18 protein-coding genes and 1 tRNA gene are annotated in these 18,140 nt (G+C 55.6%); all 19 read left to right on the forward strand.

The window, feature by feature from the left end; all coding sequences use genetic code 11:
* The first annotated feature begins 9 nt into the window (after positions 1–9).
* Positions 10–867: a rod shape-determining protein MreC gene (gene mreC, locus M1617_08365; protein MCL5888278.1), complete on the forward strand. Its 858-nt coding sequence runs from the start codon at positions 10–12 to the stop codon at positions 865–867.
* Entirely contained in the window at positions 864–1,379 is a 516-nt protein-coding gene (gene mreD / locus M1617_08370; GenBank protein MCL5888279.1) for a rod shape-determining protein MreD, read from the forward strand. The genes mreC and mreD overlap by 4 nt, the downstream gene beginning before the upstream one ends.
* 84 nt (positions 1,380–1,463) lie before the next feature.
* Positions 1,464–3,320, forward strand: a complete 1,857-nt coding sequence (gene mrdA, locus M1617_08375) for a penicillin-binding protein 2 (protein ID MCL5888280.1) — start codon at positions 1,464–1,466, stop codon at positions 3,318–3,320.
* 3 nt (positions 3,321–3,323) lie between these two features.
* Positions 3,324–4,439 (forward strand): rod shape-determining protein RodA, encoded by a 1,116-nt coding sequence (rodA, locus tag M1617_08380; GenBank protein MCL5888281.1) that lies wholly within the window; start codon positions 3,324–3,326, stop codon positions 4,437–4,439.
* Positions 4,440–4,460: 21 nt separating this feature from the next.
* A complete protein-coding gene (locus tag M1617_08385; GenBank protein ID MCL5888282.1) occupies positions 4,461–5,360 on the forward strand; it encodes a hypothetical protein in 900 nt (299 codons plus the stop codon).
* Complete coding sequence (locus M1617_08390) at positions 5,353–7,230, forward strand: TIGR03960 family B12-binding radical SAM protein (GenBank protein ID MCL5888283.1); 1,878 nt, start codon at positions 5,353–5,355, stop codon at positions 7,228–7,230. The genes M1617_08385 and M1617_08390 overlap by 8 nt, the downstream gene beginning before the upstream one ends.
* Complete coding sequence (locus tag M1617_08395; GenBank protein MCL5888284.1) at positions 7,217–7,912, forward strand: TIGR03936 family radical SAM-associated protein; 696 nt, start codon at positions 7,217–7,219, stop codon at positions 7,910–7,912. Before M1617_08390 ends, M1617_08395 begins: the two co-directional genes overlap by 14 nt.
* Before the next feature lie 15 nt (positions 7,913–7,927).
* Complete coding sequence (locus tag M1617_08400; GenBank protein MCL5888285.1) at positions 7,928–9,403, forward strand: Rne/Rng family ribonuclease; 1,476 nt, start codon at positions 7,928–7,930, stop codon at positions 9,401–9,403.
* Positions 9,404–9,501: 98 nt separating this feature from the next.
* Entirely contained in the window at positions 9,502–10,023 is a 522-nt protein-coding gene (gene rplU, locus M1617_08405; GenBank protein ID MCL5888286.1) for a 50S ribosomal protein L21, read from the forward strand.
* 56 nt (positions 10,024–10,079) lie between these two features.
* Positions 10,080–10,334 carry a 50S ribosomal protein L27 gene (gene rpmA, locus M1617_08410; protein MCL5888287.1) on the forward strand — a complete coding sequence of 85 codons (255 nt, stop codon included), beginning with the start codon at positions 10,080–10,082 and terminating at the stop codon, positions 10,332–10,334.
* Between the two features lie 92 nt (positions 10,335–10,426).
* A complete protein-coding gene (obgE, locus tag M1617_08415; protein MCL5888288.1) occupies positions 10,427–11,740 on the forward strand; it encodes a GTPase ObgE in 1,314 nt (437 codons plus the stop codon).
* A complete protein-coding gene (proB, locus tag M1617_08420) occupies positions 11,733–12,839 on the forward strand; it encodes a glutamate 5-kinase (protein MCL5888289.1) in 1,107 nt (368 codons plus the stop codon). The genes obgE and proB overlap by 8 nt, the downstream gene beginning before the upstream one ends.
* A gap of 35 nt (positions 12,840–12,874) precedes the next feature.
* The gene (locus M1617_08425; protein MCL5888290.1) at positions 12,875–14,128 is read left to right on the forward strand and encodes a glutamate-5-semialdehyde dehydrogenase; all 1,254 of its coding nucleotides are present in this window, start codon (positions 12,875–12,877) and stop codon (positions 14,126–14,128) included.
* Positions 14,125–14,742 (forward strand): nicotinate-nucleotide adenylyltransferase, encoded by a 618-nt coding sequence (nadD, locus tag M1617_08430; GenBank protein MCL5888291.1) that lies wholly within the window; start codon positions 14,125–14,127, stop codon positions 14,740–14,742. The genes M1617_08425 and nadD overlap by 4 nt, the downstream gene beginning before the upstream one ends.
* 1 nt (position 14,743) lies before the next feature.
* Positions 14,744–15,346, forward strand: coding sequence for a bis(5'-nucleosyl)-tetraphosphatase (symmetrical) YqeK (gene yqeK, locus M1617_08435; GenBank protein MCL5888292.1), 603 nt, complete (start codon positions 14,744–14,746; stop codon positions 15,344–15,346).
* A 16-nt stretch (positions 15,347–15,362) separates the two neighbouring features.
* Positions 15,363–16,478, forward strand: coding sequence for an LCP family protein (locus M1617_08440; GenBank protein ID MCL5888293.1), 1,116 nt, complete (start codon positions 15,363–15,365; stop codon positions 16,476–16,478).
* Positions 16,479–16,603: 125 nt separating this feature from the next.
* Positions 16,604–16,909, forward strand: a complete 306-nt coding sequence (rsfS, locus tag M1617_08445; protein ID MCL5888294.1) for a ribosome silencing factor — start codon at positions 16,604–16,606, stop codon at positions 16,907–16,909.
* On the forward strand, positions 16,906–17,841 hold the full coding sequence (locus tag M1617_08450; GenBank protein MCL5888295.1) for a DMT family transporter: 936 nt from the start codon (positions 16,906–16,908) through the stop codon (positions 17,839–17,841). The genes rsfS and M1617_08450 overlap by 4 nt, the downstream gene beginning before the upstream one ends.
* Before the next feature lie 103 nt (positions 17,842–17,944).
* Positions 17,945–18,020: transfer RNA gene (locus M1617_08455), tRNA-Ala, on the forward strand.
* Positions 18,021–18,140 lie beyond the last annotated feature (120 nt).

The raw sequence follows: 18,140 nt of genomic DNA on the forward strand, positions 1-18,140 counted from the left end.
AGTCGGTCCGTGAAGATTTCCAGCACCAAGCCTAGAATCACCGACAAGGTTCTTATCGGTGGCCTTATCATCGCTTCCATGCTCATCACCTCTATCGATCATCGCGGCGGAGAAGAAAGCGCATTCGGATCGATTCGGCAAGGCGTCCAAGTTGTAGTTACTCCTATTGCGGCTGCCGGTAGCTGGATGTTCTCGCCCGTCCGGTCTGCTTCTCGATGGTTCTCTGGCCTAACCTCAAGGCCGGCGGACCTTGCGGCCCTGGAGGCACAGAACACCGCATTGCGCGCCCAGGTCGCCTTACTCGAGGAGGAGCGGAGGGAGAATCAACGTCTTACACGACTTTTGGAATTTGTTGCAAAAGAGGACCTGGATACGATTGGGGCCCGAATCATCGGAAGGCAGGTCAGTACTTGGGAAGCTGTGCTGACTATCGATCGGGGTAGTGAAGATGGCCTGGAAGCAGGGATGCCTGTTCTGGCGCCCGAAGGTCTTCTCGGGCATGTATTCGAGGTCAATGACAGAAGCTCCCGGGTCCGCCTCATCACTGACCAGAAAAGTGGTGTTGCAGCGATCCTCCAGTCCACGCGGCAAGAGGGTATTGTCGCAGGGTCTACCGATGGACGACTCACAATGGACTTTGTGAGTCTAGACACCACGGTCACTGCCGGTGAGCCCGTACTCACTTCTGGTATAGGCGGGATGTACCCGAAAGGTCTGCTGATTGGATCTGTAGGTGAGTTCGAAGTGAGGCGCGGAGACCTGTTCCAGTCGATTACAGTCGAGCCTTTGGTAGACGTTCGCGCCGTTGAGAATGTCGTCGTCTTGATGAGCCGGGGCGTTCCGATTCAAGAGGGGGCTGCCCAATGAGTCAAAACGCCGGAACAGTCGGCGTGCTCGTAGTCGCTTTCCTCCTCCAGATCGCCATCGCTCCACAGCTGGGTATCTTCGGGATCGTTCCGAATATCGTTTTTGTCCTCATGGCGGCTATCGCTTTGCTTCGAGGGTCGCGACAAGGCGCCATCATCGGATTCACGTGCGGATTGATATTTGACTTTATCGGCAGCGGTCCGATTGGGGTGTCCGCGCTGTCATTCTGTGTTGCCGGTGCCATGGCTGGTGCTTTGCGGCATAATACTTTTGCTGAAGGGTGGAAGCTGCCTGTAGTAATAGTTGCGGTCTCCAGTCTCGTCGCCGAGTTGCTCTATGCAGTCACCTTGCTCCTGCTCGGCGAGGGGATTGCTTTCCTGCCAACTTTGACGGATGTCGTTCTGCCGACAGCGGCGTATAACGGGGCTATCGCTGTCGGCATATTTCCGATATTGGCCCACTTCTTGCGGCAGGATCGCACAGTGCAGACATTTCGCAGGATCGGAAGATGAGCCGGGGGCGACACCTGGGCTTGATTGCGATGTCGTCATTGTGCGAGGCATTCGACTACGACCGATTCTAGAGAGATCGACTTGATGGCATATAGATTCAAGGATACCAGCGGACGACTGACGCTGTTCTCGGCGTTAATAGTCGCAATTGTGGTGGTACTCTCGCTTAGACTCTGGAGCTTGCAGGTTCTGTCGGGCGAGGAGTACGCGGCACGCGCTGAGAGCAATCGCATCAGAGAGATACCTATCGCTGCACCTAGAGGCCGCATACTCGATCGTGACGGTAGGCCGCTCGTGACGAACCGCCCGTCGTTGGCGGTTGTCGGAAATCGTTCGATTCGGTCCGACGACGAGCTTTTGGCGTCCCTCTCAAGAGTGCTCGGTATCCCCGTCCAGGAGCTCAAGGATCGGGTTGAATCTGTTAGGGAAGCTCCATTGACACCCCGTGTCCTTGCAGTCGACGTAAGTCGGGAGACTGTGGCTTACCTGTCTGAGAACCAAGCCAGTTACCCCGGGGTTGACGTACAGGTGATTCCAGTCCGGGCCTATCCGGGTGGTGTACTTGCTGCACATGTGCTGGGGTATACCGGTGAGATCTCAGAAGAGCGACTCGCTGCTGCTCCTGAGGGCGAGTACGTTTTCGGAGATCTGGTTGGAAAGAGCGGCGCCGAATTCCAATTTGAGTCGGTGCTCCGTGGCGACAAGGGATACAGACGAGTAGAAGTCGATGCCTCTGGCCGGATCAGCACTGTACTCAAGGAAGTTCCGCCTGTACCGGGCCGTGATGTTGTCCTATCGCTTGATTTGGATGTCCAAAGAGCCGCCGAGGATGCGCTAGTGCGCGCGATGGAAGTGGCCAGGTCGGACGGCTACACCGCGGCTTCAGCCGCTTCTGCGGTGGTTCTCGACGTGGAGACGGGCGAGGTTGTGGCAATGGCAAGCCTGCCTTCCTACGACCCAACCCTGTTCATTGGTGGCATATCTAAGGAGAATTGGCGCATGTTGACCGCTGAGGGTAGTGGATATCCCCTCACGAACCGAGCCTTGTCAGGGTTGTACCCACCAGCTTCGACGTTCAAGGTCATCACCGCAATGGCCGGCCTGGCTAATGAGGTAACCGATTACAGTCGACGGTACGTTTGCCAAGGAAGATGGATTGGAATGGGTGAGCGGTGGCCCAAATTCTGTTGGGATCGCTCGGGGCATGGCGTGCGCACTCTTGCGGGAGGCATGATCGACAGCTGCAATGTGGTCTTCTACAACATCGGATATGAGTTTTACAAGCGCGATGACAACTCCCTCCAAGAGTATGCTCGCCAGTGGGGACTTGGTCAGCTCACGGGAATCAATCTTCCTGGTGAGGTTGCAGGCAGAATTCCTGACCCTGAATGGAAAGCCGAGATGAACCGGGACTTCCCAGAGTTCCAGACGTGGCTACCTGGAGAAGCGGTCGATCTCTCTATCGGACAGGGTGATGTCCTTGCCACCCCCTTGCAGATTGCATCGCTGTACGCCGGAATCGCAAATGGCGGGGTCGTGATGCGTCCAACCATACTCAGGGAAGTCCTCGATTCTCGCGGAGAGTCCGTTGTCCAAGGGGAGCAAGCAGTGGCCTTCGAGGCGAGCACATCCGACGTGCACCTGGAGAATCTATCTAGGATGCTACTGGATGTGACCGTTGAGGGAACCGCAAAAGGGGCTTTCCGAAACTTTCCCATTACTGTTGCGGGGAAGACCGGTACCGCGCAGGTTGCGAACAAAGACAACTTCTCTTGGTTCGCTGCCTTTGCCCCCGCGGATCAACCGCGATATGCGCTTTCGATCGTGGTAGAGCAGGCCGGCGGTGGCGGTGCAATAGCCGCCCCAGCTGCTAGAGAGATTTTCTCGGCAGCATTCGACATACCAATTGAACGCGTCACCGCAGTCGATCAGTCGAGGTGACACATGGTCCGCAGTGAGAAGATGCACATCACCCGGTACTTCAATTGGCCCCTGCTAGCCGCTGTTGTTTCCCTGACTATCTACGGCGCAATCGTGGTGCGCTCGGCGACGTCGGGCATGACTGCTGGTGACGCCATGATTCAAAGACATCTTGTCGGCGTTCTTCTGGGGCTTGTTTTCCTAGTGGTGGCTATGCGTTTCGACTATCGCAGCCTGCATGGGTGGCTTGGGCCGTTGATGCTGTTCAATCTATTATTGATCATCTCCCCCAGGATTCCAGGGATTGGAGCCGAGGCCGGCGGAGCTACAGCGTGGCTTCAAGTCGCAGGCTTCAGACTCTTTCAGCCCTCTGAACCAGCGAAATTGGTCACTATCGTGATCATGGCGATAGTCATTGGCCGCTATGCTGGCGTGATCGACAAATCGAAGGACATGGTCAAAGTGTTCGCATTTTTGCTTGTCCCGCTGGCTGCGATCATGCTTCAGCCGGACTTGGGGACCGGGCTCGTATTTGTGGCGATAACTCTAGGTATGCTGATGGTCGGAGGTCTCAAGCCGAGACTCTTCTTGGTCATCGCATTGGTGGGAATCGTTGCGGTAGCGGGTGTTTTGCAGGCCGGGCTACTCCAGGAGTATCAGAAGAATCGATTGTTGGTGTTCGTTAATCCCGAGTTGGATCCCCGAGGAGCAGGGTACAATCTTGCTCAATCAAAGATCGCGGTGGGCTCTGGCGGAATTGCAGGAAACGGGTTGGGTACAGGAACCCAGGGCAACCTTAATTTCCTTCCAGAGCGGCACACCGACTTCATATTCGCCGTGCTCGGCGAGGAACTCGGATTCATCGGCGCGATTGGTTTGCTGCTCCTGTATCTCATGCTTCTGCTAACTGCCCTCAACATCGCAAGCCAGTCCAGAGACCTGTTCGGCACACTTATAGCTGCAGGAATAGTCAGCATGTGGACGTTCCAGATCCTTCAGAACATCGGCATGTCGATCGGCCTGATGCCGATTACCGGACTGCCGTTGCCATTCATGAGCTTCGGTTCTTCCTTCATGATAGTGAATTTCGCTGCTGTTGGTATGCTGTTATCGATATGGTCGCGCAGGTATGGTGCTTGATCTTGGCCGAAGGGGGCCTTCATGGGATTGCCCGGTAAGATTCTTGATGTTTCGCGAAGCGGTCTCGACCTTCAAAGGGAGCGCAGGAGGGATCTGACTCTCCAGGTCGCGATCGATTACGATGCCGCAGACATACTCATTAGTGAGGCACAAAGACTCTTCGTCCCGACGGCGTCGGCGCAGGTGGTGATTCAAGTAGTTGAACCTGGCCAGTTGCCTGTCCTTCATTCTCAGGCTGACGCCCTTGTCGCAATTGTTGGATCCGGGTCCGAAGAAATGCAATCCCTACTAGGGGCTGCCCAATCAAGGGGGATTCCACATGTCCGCCTCTCGGATTCTGCCACCTGTCTTGTGACCACCAAAGATGTCCAGGGAATCGATAGCGATATCCTTGTTCTGGGTGACGACCCAGCTGCGCTGTTCGACCAAGAGCTCGCCGGGTGGCTCTCAGACGCGCTACCAGCCAAGAGGCTGGTGCTCGCTCACAATCTACCCTTCGCTCGGAGGGCCGTTGCAACGGAGTACATCCGTAGTACTGCGGTCCAGAATGCTATTGTCGGCGGCGTGGTGATCATCCCGGGCGCCGACATGCCGGTGATGACCGCTAATCAGGCCAAAATGGTATTGCAAATCGCTGCGACATATGGTGAGGACATCGGACTAGCAAGGGTCAGAGAGATCCTTGGTGTCCTTGGTGGCGCAGTAGTGATGCGTGCAGCTGCCAGACAGGTCGTTGGTTTGATTCCCGCACTTGGATGGGCCATGAAGAGTGGCATTGCGTATGCGGGCACGTTGGCTATAGGGTACGCCGCTATTCGCTACTTCGAAGGCACGAGCGACAATCCGAGCGTAAGTCGCCGAGTCGATGAGATATTGACTCGCACCGCCGGTCCTGCTAAGGGGCCAAATTCCGGTGAGTGACCTGGAATCTAGGATTCAGCCGTTACTTGCTAATGTTGAAAGACCGTCACGCTACATCGATTCGGAATTCGGTGCGGTCCATCATCCGGATGCTGACTATAGATGTGCTCTCGTGTACCCGGACGTCTATGAAATCGGGATTGCGAACCAGGCGCTGGCCATCTTGTACGAACGGATCAACTCACTCCCAGATTGTGTAGCCGAACGCGCCTATTTGCCATGGGTGGATATGATCCAGGCTATGCGAGCAGCCGATATTCCGTTGTTTTCGCTAGAGTCATTCAAGCCGCTCATCGATTTCGACCTGATCGGCATCACACTGCAGTACGAGTTGACCTATACCAACATCCTCGAGATCCTCGACCTTGCGCGCATCCCGCTAAGGGCAGCTGAGCGCGGGGCTCGGCACCCGATTGTCATCGGCGGCGGCCCATGTGCGTATAACCCTGAACCGATGGCCGAGTTCTTCGACGCCTTCGTGATTGGCGAAGCCGAGGAAGCCATAGGAGAGCTAATAGCGGCACATAGAGCCGCTTTGTCCGAGAAAGCTTCCCGCCAGACCATTCTTGTGATGCTTGCTGGAATCCCGGGAGTCTATGTACCCGGCATCCACAGCCCACGACGGCAGTCGGCGGGAGCAGGATCCTCTCATCGAGAACCGGCATCTGATGACGGCCCACGAATCCGTAAACGAATTGCACCCGTGGAGGAATTTCCGCGCTCCTCGGGTTGCAGGATTGTTCCGTACATGGATGCAGTGCACGATCGCGTTACTGTAGAGGTCATGCGCGGTTGCACTAGAGGATGTCGCTTTTGCCAAGCCGGCATGGTTTATCGCCCGGTAAGAGAGCGGGATCAGGACTCGATAGTTAGAGAAGTCGCAGAAGCTATTCGATGCACCGGATACGATGAAGTCTCACTCACCTCTCTCTCCACTACGGACCACTCACAGATTGACCAGATAATCAGACGGCTGATACGCATCTTCAAAGACTCGGGCACGTCAATCTCCTTGCCCAGCCTGCGAGCTGATGCAGATGCGGTTAGACAATCCCTTCTCACGGCCACATCGGGCAGATCGACGGGACTGACTCTGGCTCCGGAGGCCGGCACACAGCGTATGCGTGATGTCATCAACAAGAACGTCACGGAACACTCCCTCCTCGAGGCAGTGGAGCGAGCTTTTCTCGGCGGGAAGCGGCGGGTCAAGCTGTACTTCATGATCGGTCTGCCCTTCGAGACCGATGATGACATTGTCGGAATCGGGGAACTGGTGGCAAAGGTGCTTGCCAAGGCACGTGCTTCGACTCCACCACAGCAGCGAGGATCCATCATCATCGCGGTCTCGGTCTCGGTACTCGTGAGCAAGGCTCATACTCCATTCCAGTGGATCGGCCAAATATCTCGTTCGGAGATCGTTCGCAGACAACAAGTCCTGAGGGAAGCGATGCCCAGAAAGGGCGTAGATCTATCTTGGCACGACGCCGATGTCTCGACTCTCGAGGCCGCATTAGCTCGTGGCGATGCCGGGATGTCTAAAGTCATTGAGCGCGCATGGGCCAACGGGTCACTCTTCGACACTTGGAGCGAGCGATTCACACTGACGCCCTGGGTCGAGGCTTTTGAGCACCATGGGACCTCCTTGGATGCTTCAGCGCAGCTGAATTTCGAAAAAGACGAACTCTTGCCGTGGGCCCATATTTCATCCGGAGTAAGTGACGACTATCTGTGGGCTGAGTGGATGCGCTGCGGTGAGGCAACCACCACTGCAGATTGCTCTTTCGTAAGTTGCACAGGCTGCGGGGTTTGTTCATCGAATCGTCCCGGCTGGTCGATCTTATTGGCGGGGAGCCGCGATGGCCTCCGGTGAATTTCGTCTTCGACTCTGTTGCGGCAAGAGAAACAGGCTTAGGTTCTTGTCGCATTTGGAGTATGCCCATGCAATTGAACGTGGAATCCGGCGATCCGGCATCGAGTTCAGCTTGACCCAGGGCTACAACCCAAGGATGAAGCTTGCTTTTGGTCCGGCATTGCCTGTGGGCACAGGCGGGATGCGCGAGTATGTGGATGTATGGCTTCGGCGATATGTACCCACCGACACTGCCCTGGATGTCGTACAATCCAGCTTGGCTGAAGAATTGAGTCCATCGGAGGCTAAGTATGTCCACATGAAGGACTCTTCGCTTTCGGCTCAATGCACTATCGGCGTATACGAGGTTCTTGTGACTGGAGGTGGAGCAACAGAGGAGCTGGTCCGTACGGCGCTAGACGAACTTATCGATGAGGGTAGCGTCACTATCAAGCAAAAAGGCAGGACAAAGGTTTACGACCTGATGACATGCCTCCCGAAGGAGGCCGTAGTCAGGCAAGATTCGCAGGACTCGGTTTCTGTCGGACTCTCGATTCGTATGGGGTCCGCAGGTTCATTGAGGCCCGAGGCTCTGATAGCTGAAGCCCTACATCGTCACGATCGCTCTGCCGCCGTCAAATCGGTGATGCGCTTAGATACCCTGGTTGAATCGAAGTCAGGTCTGCTAAAGCGCCCAATTTGACAGGAGTGCCCTGACATGGGGGAAATAGTTCGCGAGATGTTGATCTCATACGACGCGCTCGAGTCCCGCGTCGCCATTCTTGAAAACGGATCACTTGCCGAGGTCTACTTCGAAAGACCCAAGCGCTCGGTGGTAGGGAATGTTTATCTCGGGCTGGTGCGTGATGTGCTGCCAGGGATGCAATCCGCTTTCATCGATATAGGCTTGGAGAAGAATGCCTTTCTTCACGTTGACGACATCCCTGCACAACTGATTGGCACCGTTGGGGCAAAGCGTGAGATTCAATCGCTGCTCAGGTTAGACCAGCCGATCATGGTCCAGGTCACGAAAGACCCGATTGGTACCAAAGGCTGTCGCGTTACTGCAGAGATCACCTTTCCTGGGCGATTCCTCGTTCTGACTCCATTCGCGGCCACCATCGGCGTCTCGAAGAAGCTTGACAAGGAAGAGTGTGCTCGACTCCAAGAGGTTATCGCTCCGCATCTTTCTGCGGATGTTGGGGCAATCATCAGAACTGCCGCTCAAGACATCAGCGAGAAGGATATTCTCTCTGACCTTGAGTTCTTGCTCAGGCTGTGGAAACGGGTCAGTCGTCAGGCAGAAGAAGGACTGGCGCCTGAGGTCATCTACACAGAAATCGATCTCGCACTCAGGTTGGTTCGCGACGTCTTCAGCGACGACTTCAAGAGGCTTGTGGTAGATGACAAGTCGGTACATGCAAAAGTCGTCTCATTCCTCAAAAGATCATCCTCCAAGCCTATCGGCAAGGTACACCTACACAAGGACGGTCGTCGAACTCTGTTCGAATCGTTCGGTATCGAATTTGAACTCCAGAATATGCTTGCTAGATCTATCGATCTTCCGAGCGGAGGGTACATTTGCATAGACCACACTGAGGCACTCACTGTCATTGACGTGAACACCGGCAAATTCGTTGGCAGACATGATCTTGAAGAAACCGTCTTCCAGACCAACTCCGAGGCGACATTGGAGATCGCCCGTCAATTGAGGCTGCGCGACATAGGTGGAATCGTGGTAATCGATTTCATCGATATGGGCGAATCCTACCACCGTAATGAAATCGTCCGAAGGTTCGCCGAAGCGATGGAGCGGGATCGGGCTCGCCACAAGATTGGAGAACTCAGCAGATTCGGCTTACTCGAGGTCACTCGAAGGCCCTTTTCAGAGGGGGCCAATACCTCCCTCACCGAGCAGTGTTCGTGCTGTGATGGCCGAGGAAGGATCCCCTCGACGCTAACCCGACGCATCTCCGTCGAAAGAGCGATCAAATCCGCTATCCGCCAAGGCAAGGCCACCGCGTATCTGGTCGCTGTAAATCCCGAGACATATCGAATGCTGATGGCACCTGGCACCAACCTTGTCCCAAGAATGCGGTCGACTACGGGTCGCTATGTTACAGTTGTACCCGATGAATCCTGTGGGCCAGTGGACGTCAAGATCCTGCTCGAGGGGAGTCGACGTGATGCGTGAATTCCTCCAAGATTGTGAGCAGCTTCTGTTTGACTACTTCGATCTCGGCTGGTACCATCACCTCTTGTGCATTTAGCTAATAAGAAAGGCCTACAAGTATGTATGCTGTAGTTTCTACTGGTGGGAAGCAAGTCAAGGTCACCGAAGGCGCCCAGGTTGTCGTCGAGAAGATTGACGCACCTGTTGGAGAGGCCGTCGACCTAGAGGTATTGTTCGCCGTTGACGGCGAGAGCATTTGTACTGGAGCGCAGGCGCTGTCCTCGGCAACCGTCACAGCTCAGGTCATCGAGCACTTCGCCGGTGACAAAGTAGTCGTATTCAAGTTCAAGAAGCGCAAAGGGTATAAGCGCCTCAAGGGCCATAGGCAGCTTCAGTCGCGTCTCCTCATTACTGACATCAGTATAGGGGCGCCAGCATCGAAGCCAAAGGCGAAGGCCAAGGTCGAGAAGGTTTCCGAGTCGCCCACAGAGGTCGTGTCCGTTGCGGTTGAAACTGCGTCGGTAGACGCTACCACTCCTGCTCCATGTAAGGCCCAAAAGTCCAGCGGCGAACCTTGCTCGAACAAGGCGAAGGACGGATCGGACTTCTGCGGCGTGCACTCGAAGAAGGCCTCTGGCTGATAAAGCAACCATTCAAGCATTGGTCTGTCGAATTATTGAAAGTAGGCTGAGAATCCATGGCACATAAAAAGGGAATGGGAAGCACGAAGAATGGTCGTGACTCCAAGGCGAAGCGCCTCGGTGTCAAGCGTTTCGACGGGCAGGTGGTCACGGCTGGATCGATTCTCGTACGCCAGCGTGGAACCCGTATCCATCCAGGCGAAAACGTCGGGCGTGGCAGTGATGACACGCTTTTCGCAAGGACAGACGGCGTCGTTCGCTTCTCCCGCGGCCTCAAGCGTCGAGTTCATATCGACCCTGTTGCGGGATAGACATAAGAACCGATAATCGATGAAGGACCAGGGGCCCTCCGCCATCTTTCAAACGGGGGGCCTCCTTTGTTTCTTGCGAAAGGTTGAGTGAGTTGCCAGATAACATGTTCGTCGACCAGGTAAAGATCCAGGTGACCGCCGGGAATGGGGGTGCGGGTTGCTGCTCTTTTCGCCGAGAGGCCCATGTCCCTAAGGGCGGGCCAGACGGTGGCGATGGAGGAATGGGAGGCGACGTAATCGTCCAAGCCGATGCCGCCATCACCACTCTGCTCGAGTATCACTTTCGCCGTCATCACAAAGCTACCCGCGGACGACACGGTAAGGGCTCTAACCTGGATGGAGCGTCCGGCGATGATCTGGTCCTTAGGGTTCCGGTCGGTACGGTAGTAAGGGACGTTGCCTCCGGTGAACTCGTCAAAGACTTGGCAGTACATGGAAGTCGAATAGTGGTCGCCCGAGGTGGGAAAGGTGGCAGAGGCAACACATGCTTCGTCACTCCGACCAAGCGGGCACCCGCTTTTGCGGAGCTTGGTGAACCAGGTGAAGAGAGATGGATTGAGCTAGAGCTCAAGCTCATGGCGGATGCGGCCCTAATCGGATTACCCAATGTCGGGAAGTCCTCCATCATCTCCAAGATGAGTGCTGCTAGGCCCAAAATCGCTGACTACCCCTTCACTACAATTGTCCCGAACCTTGGCGTTGTCAGCGCCGGAGACCATTCTTTCGTGGTTGCCGATGTCCCCGGATTGATTGAGGGCGCCAGTGACGGAAAGGGCCTAGGTCACAAATTTCTACGGCATGTGGAGCGCGCTGCCTTTCTGCTTCATGTAGTCGACCTAACGGGTGGCTATGAGGACCGTGATCCAATCGATGACGTCCGGATAATTGAAAACGAGCTTGCTGCGCACTGTCCGGAGCTGTCGGAGCGCCCCTACATCTTGATCGGGAATAAGGCCGACATGCCTGAAACTGCTTCAAGGGCCGAAGCTCTACGCCGACTCGCCGAACAAAGAGACGTTCGGTATTTCGAGATATCGGCTCTCACCGGCAGCGGTATAGAGTCCCTGATATTGCATTTGGGTGAGCGAATTCATCAGATTCGTACAGCTTCTATCGAGTTGACGGCGGAATCGCAGGCTAGATATGTCTTCGAACCCAATACTGACTATAGGTACCAAGTGCGCCGAGAGAACGAAGGATTCCGTGTCGAGGGTAAAGGCATCGAACGCATGGTCATCATGACGGAACTCAACAACGCCGAAGCTCTTGCCTTCCTGCAAAGACGACTTGTCAAAGCGGGTGTTGAGGCGGCCCTCAAAGAGGCCGGAGCCGTTGAGGGAGATGAGATCTACATCGCTGGGGCTGTGTTCGAATTCTCGGACATCGGGGGCGATGTGAGTGACTGAGACTAGGCGGATCGTAATCAAGGTAGGCTCATCGACATTGACCTCGCCCACAGGAGGATTGGATGTCGACTACATCCGGACCCTAGTTGATGCACTCGCATCGTTAGTAGGATCTGGATGGAGTCCGGTGCTGGTCTCGAGCGGTGCGATTGCCGCCGGCATAGAGGCGCTCGGCCTGGATTCCCGGCCCTCAGATATGCCCTCTTTGCAGGCGGCCGCCAGCATCGGTCAGGTGCGCATCCTTCAACAATACTCCGATATGTTCGAGTCCTACGACATGCCGATCGGGCAGATTCTTCTGACCCGCCGGGATACAGCGCATAGGCCTTCATACCTGAATGCCAAGAACACGTTCGACCGACTCATCTCCCTGGGGGTTGTTCCCGTAGTCAACGAGAACGATTCGATCGCTGTCGAGGAGATCCGCTTCGGCGACAATGACACACTTGCCGCTCTAGTAGCCGTCATGATCAAGGCCGAGCTGGTCCTGTTCCTCACTGACATAGAGGGATTGTACACATCCGATCCACGCACTGATTCGGAGGCGGAATTACTCACTGATGTCGATGAGATCACTGATTCTGTACTTGAGTGTGCGGGAGGGGCAGGAACCTCAATCGGTTCCGGAGGAATGGCGACCAAGGTCAAGGCCGCGAAGTTACTCATGCGAGCGGGTATACCCCTGGTGGTGTGCGATGGCCGCAGGCCCGGAGTCATCGTTGCGGCTGCTCAAGGCGAGGCAGTAGGAACGCGGTTCGCAGCGGATGGGGAAACGATCAGTGCACGCAAGCTCTGGATCGCTATGGCCGGCTCCCCTTCAGGAGCCATCATCATCGATGACGGAGCCCGACAGGCGATAGTTGGCAAGGGATCATCGCTCCTACCGGCTGGGGTTGTGAGCATTGAGGGAAGTTTCTCGGTAGGGGATACGGTAATATTGAAGGACAGCCTAGGCAACTTGCTCGCCCAAGGGTTGACTCGAATGTCGTCGGTGGATCTCGATGCGGTCAAGGGTTTGAAGTCAGCCGAGATACTCCATGCACGACCATCGGTTGCCGGAAAAGAAGTCGTACACAGGGATCATCTGGTAGTTTTCTGACAGTAGCACAGCCGTCGAGGAAGGAACCAAGCAGAATGTCGGAGATCACCGCACAGGCGATACAGGCGCAAAAGGCCGCACGTTTCCTGGCAACCACATCGTCGGAACTTAGAAACCATGCCTTGCTAGGCATGGCCCACGCTCTGACCCACAACCAAGACGAGATCCTGGCCGCCAATGCGCTTGATCTCGACGCCGCCCGGATCAAGGGTACGCCGCCAGCACTGCTGGACCGGCTCGAGCTCAATGCCGTTCGCCTAAAGTCCGTATCCGAATCGCTCAAAGCCCTGTCTCTTTTGCCAGACCCGATTGGTGAGGTTCTGGAGGGCAGCACGCTTCCCAATGGAATTCGCTTGGTCAAGCTCAGAGTGCCTCTCGGTGTCGTGGCGATGATCTACGAGGCCCGCCCCAACGTCACCGCCGACGCAGCTGGATTATGCATCAAGACTGGCAACGCGGTCATTTTGCGTGGCGGTTCTCTTGCGCACAACTCCAACATGGCGCTAACCAAGATTCTTGCCAATGCAGCAATGGCCCTCGGTTTGCCTCAGGGCGCCATTTCGTCCATCGAGTCGGTGGAGAGAGAAGCCGCCGAAGAGCTGATGACTTTGCATGATTACATCGACGTGCTGATACCACGTGGTGGCGCTGGTCTCATACGTAGCGTAGTGGAGAACTCCCAGATTCCTGTAATTGAGACGGGAACCGGAAATTGCCACATCTACATTCACGGAACCGCTGATGCCGAGATGGCCAAAAGAATTGTCCTGAATGCAAAGGTCCAGAGGCCTGGAGTATGTAATGCAGCCGAATCCCTGCTAGTCGATGAGTCCTGCTATAAAGCGGTTCTCCCGCCGATCCTAAAGGAGCTCGAAGAGCACGGCGTCACGATATTTGCCGATGAGCAATCGCGTGCGCTGGGTGCAGTCATGCGGATAGAGCCAGCATCAGAGGCTGACTGGGGAACTGAATACCTAGACTTGAAGCTGTCGGTTAAGGTGGTGTCTGGACTGGGGGAGGCCATCTCCCACATCAACACCTACGGCACTCGACACTCTGAAGCCATCGTTACTGAGGACTATGCTGCAGCCCAACGGTTCGTGAGCGAGGTGGATGCAGCCGCCGTGTACGTCAATGCCTCAACGAGGTTCACTGATGGGGGAGAATTCGGGCTTGGGGCGGAGATCGGGATATCAACCCAGAAGCTCCATGCCAGAGGTCCGATGGGTCTTGCAGCCCTGACCTCTGCTAAGTACGTGGGCTATGGCAGCGGGCAGATAAGACAGTGAGAAAGCCGATGCGCCTGGGCATAATGGGCGGCACTTTCGATCCGATACACTTTGGGCACCTGGTGACCGCCGACGAAGCTTTGGTACAGTACAACCTCGACAAAGTAATCTTCATGCCCACGGGTAGTCCTGCTCGCAAAACCGAAGTCAGCGTGACCTCGGCGGAGCATCGCTACCTCATGACCGTCATAGCGACCTCCGCCAATCCTGACTTCGACGTTTCGAGACTTGAGATCGATCGGGCTGGGCTCACGTACACCATCGATACCATCCTGGCTCTGAAAGATTCATTCGGGCCTAAAGTCGAGATCTACTTCATTACTGGAGCCGATGCAGTCTGGGAGATAGCAACTTGGAAGGATGCAGATCGATTCCGGGGTCTGTGTACCTTCATATCGGCGACCAGGCCCGGATATGACATCAGTGCGGCTATCGAGGAGCATGCGGAGTCATTAGCCCACCTGTCGGTTGAGTTTATCGAGGTACCGGCCTTGGCCATCAGCTCAACTGATATCCGCGAACGAGTAGGTTCCCGCAGGCCGATACGTTACCTGACTCCTGAGCCTGTCGTAGCCTACATCCACAAATACGGACTCTATCAGAGGGTATACTGAAATGACCGGAGTGGACTGGCAGACAGTGCGAGAAATCGCGCAGGGGCACATGCCAGCAGGCATCTACGCTCACTGCGCAGGCACATCGAGCTGCGCAAAGGATCTTGCACTTGTTTACGGGGTTGATCCAGAGCCAGTGATGCTTGCAGGACTTTTGCATGATTGGTCCAGGGCCGTCGATGACACGACGCTTCTAGCGCGTGCAAAGGAGTGCGGCATTCCCGTAGACGCTGTGGACCTGATGGCCCCACATCTGCTGCACGCTCAGGTAGGCGTGGTGGAGTTGCGGGCCACCTTTCCTTGGATTGGCGAGGACGTTTTGCGTTCTATTCAAGCGCACACTTTGGGATCACCAGAGATGACAGATGCTGACATGATCGTCTACGTAGCAGACATGATCGAACCTGGCCGACGATGCCAGCGCGCCCAACGCCTGCGTGAATCGGTCGGCAGGGGGACTCTTTTCGAACTGTATTCTTCGGCGTACGCTGCAACATTCTTCGAGCTCATTGAGCGCAAACAACACCTGCATCCTGTGACTGTAGACTCGTGGAACAGCATTGTGGATCGGATTTCGGCGGAGTCATACGCTCATGAACAATAGCCGAAGAAATCGGAAGGTGCGCCGCTCAACAGAATCCCACACCGAACCCACCATGCCCTCCGGATGGCGCACTTCTAGGCGAGCGACCGGAAACAATAAGAAAGCAAGAACAGCGATTCGAAATCACCGTGTTCGTCGCAGCATAAGCGCAGCTACGACAGCCGCCAAGCGTCGGGTAACCGGCCTCATCAGTGCTTCCGCCGTAATTGCGCTCGTCGCAGTGTTTGCGATCGGGGCCTTGTGGGTGGTTGCGGTCGGCATTAATGCTGCAGCTCGACAGCTGGCGATTCATGCGGCGGGCACCGCCCAAACTCCCGAGTCGCGCCAGGACAAGGCTCGCGACAACATCCTCGTCGTGGCAAAAGACCAATCCGGTGTCGCAATCGGATTTCTGGCAGTCAGGATTGACCACCCAAGGGAATCGATATATGCGATTGCTATCCCAGATGCAACTTTCATAGAGATCCCAGGTGTAGGCTTCGACAAAGTGGCGGCTTCGTGGGATACAGGCTCCGATGTCACCCTTGACGCCTTCTCGAACTTTTTCGGCGTGCCTTTCATGTACTACATCACCGTTGACGAAGGCACGTACCAATCCATCGTTCGTGATCAATCCTTCTCGGGTGCTGTGGGGGCAATCAAGGAAGAGAATTTCGACGAACAGGCGCTGGGTGCACTCCTTTCCACTTTCGAGGCAACCCCGACTGAGAACGTCGCCGTGGTCCCGATGCCCGTCAAGCCGATCACACTTGGGCAAGACACTTACTTCGAGCCTCAGAGAGACGAGATTGCAGATCTAGTCCAGACCTGGTGGGGAGTCGCCTTCACCGAGGAAGATGCTCCTACCAGAGTCATCATCTACAATGGTGCTGGCCTCCCGGGTATTGGCGGGGAGGCGGCGCAGCAACTCATCCGCGAGGGGTTCCGTGTCATCGACACCAAGAACGCAGATCGATTCGACTACGAGCTTACGAAGATAATCGTACAGTCCGGCCCGCTAACGGCAGGAGAGGAGATCGCTTCCGTCCTTGGTGTCGGACAGGTTGTCGACCAGAGGGCCGATCAGCGTATCGCAGATGTGATTATCATCATCGGTCAGGACTACAATCCGCCCACAGAATCGACTCCATAATGTTCGATTACCGAATAGCTTTGCGCCTCGGTCCCAAAGAATAGGAGCTACAACTGGACACAAGAGAGATAGCCGTACTCGCTGCACAAGCTGCAGGCGAAAAGAAGGCAGAAGATATCGTAGTGATGCGCGTTGCCGAGCAGCTCGTGATCACCGACTACTTCGTCATCTGCACTGGCCGCAATGATCGACAGGTCAAAGTGATCGCCGAGGAAATCGAGAAGGCCCTGCTCACCGAGGTGCGCATGAAGCCCATCGGCAGAGAGGGCGAAGCCGAAGGGCGATGGATCCTCTTGGACTTCGCCGAGGTCGTTGTTCATATCTTCCAGCCGGATGAGCGCGAATTCTATCGTCTCGAGAAGTTGTGGGGCGACGCAGAAAGAGTTGAGGTTCCCCAAAGCAACGCGGTTCCCGAGCAAATCGATCAGTGACACTTACTCACCCTCGAATCGTCCCAACCATCGGATTGGTAGCCGTGGCCGCTATTTGGGCCGGCACCTTTGTCATTGTCAAAGATGCCATTGCGACATACCCGACCTTTTCGTTCCTCAGTTGGAGATTTTGGATTGCCGTCGCAGTCTTTGCGCTGATATTCCCCAAAGCTATCACTACATTGCGGCGTGATACCTTGGGGGTTGGGGTTCTTGCGGGTATATTCCTCTGCTTGGGATTCATTTTCCAGACATGGGGCCTAGAGCAGACCACTGCTAGCAGAGCCGCGTTCATCACTGGGATGTTCGTGATAATTACCCCAATACTGCAAGCCCTCATTCTCCGAAGGATTCCAGGCTTCATGGTCATTGTTGGAGCCTTACTCGCTGTCGGCGGGTTGTGGCTCTTGTCAGGAGGCGGTACGGGGCAGTGGGGTTCAGGGGACACTCGTGTGCTGCTCTCAGCCTTCGCGTACTCCGGTCACATGATTGTTCTAGGTGGTCTTGGGAGGCGGCACGAGGTAGCACCACTAACTCTCGTACAACTGGTAACCACTGCCGCTATCTGTTCCGTGCTAGCCCTTGCTGTCGATCCTCTTTCCATTCCTAGTGGTACATCCGTTTGGGTAGCGATCCTGTTTACAGGCATTCTGGCCTCCGCTGTGGCGTTCGCAGTGCAAACATACGCCCAGAGACATATTTCACCTGCCAGAACGGCCCTTATCCTTATCTGTGAACCCGCACTGGGGGGTCTTTTCGGGTGGTTCGCTGGTGACACTTTCACCAGCATTGGAATCCTCGGGGCCGGTCTAATTCTTCTGGGGATGATCTCGTCGGAGTTTGTCTCCATCGCAAAACTAAGAAGGGGAGAGGTCATCCACCAATCAGGGATTGAGGGACCAAGCGTCGCTATGCTCAAACAGTCAGAGTGACCGATTACTTGAGCCGATTGTTTCAGCCAGCGGGCCATACGGGAGGATGATTTGACCTGGCGATAAAGCTTGGTATACTAGCGCACGTTGCATTTTAGATGATGGGGCCTTAGCTCAGCTGGGAGAGCGCTTGGCTGGCAGCCAAGAGGTCAGGGGTTCGATCCCCCTAGGCTCCACCATATGCACTATCAGGGACGAGCTCTAAGTCTGCGTCGCTCGGACTTGGACCGACGATTTCGCTATGGTTGCCTTCTAACGCTCCGGCCTCGAGCAGCTCTCAGATTTTCTAAACCCTCTAC

This window comes from Actinomycetota bacterium (genome assembly GCA_023488435.1).
Lineage (GTDB): Bacteria > Actinomycetota > Coriobacteriia > Anaerosomatales > UBA912 > UBA912.

Bases quoted from the DNA above. Each gene is read 5' to 3' on its own strand.
- mreD (MCL5888279.1), top strand. From the start codon at position 864: ATGAGTCAAAACGCCGGAACAGTCGGCGTGCTCGTAGTCGCTTTCCTC.
- mrdA (MCL5888280.1), top strand. From the start codon at position 1,464: ATGGCATATAGATTCAAGGATACCAGCGGACGACTGACGCTGTTCTCG.
- rodA (MCL5888281.1), top strand. From the start codon at position 3,324: ATGGTCCGCAGTGAGAAGATGCACATCACCCGGTACTTCAATTGGCCC.
- M1617_08385 (MCL5888282.1), top strand. From the start codon at position 4,461: ATGGGATTGCCCGGTAAGATTCTTGATGTTTCGCGAAGCGGTCTCGAC.
- M1617_08395 (MCL5888284.1), top strand. From the start codon at position 7,217: ATGGCCTCCGGTGAATTTCGTCTTCGACTCTGTTGCGGCAAGAGAAAC.
- M1617_08400 (MCL5888285.1), top strand. From the start codon at position 7,928: ATGGGGGAAATAGTTCGCGAGATGTTGATCTCATACGACGCGCTCGAG.
- rplU (MCL5888286.1), top strand. From the start codon at position 9,502: ATGTATGCTGTAGTTTCTACTGGTGGGAAGCAAGTCAAGGTCACCGAA.
- rpmA (MCL5888287.1), top strand. From the start codon at position 10,080: ATGGCACATAAAAAGGGAATGGGAAGCACGAAGAATGGTCGTGACTCC.
- M1617_08425 (MCL5888290.1), top strand. From the start codon at position 12,875: ATGTCGGAGATCACCGCACAGGCGATACAGGCGCAAAAGGCCGCACGT.
- yqeK (MCL5888292.1), top strand. From the start codon at position 14,744: ATGACCGGAGTGGACTGGCAGACAGTGCGAGAAATCGCGCAGGGGCAC.
- rsfS (MCL5888294.1), top strand. From the start codon at position 16,604: ATGCGCGTTGCCGAGCAGCTCGTGATCACCGACTACTTCGTCATCTGC.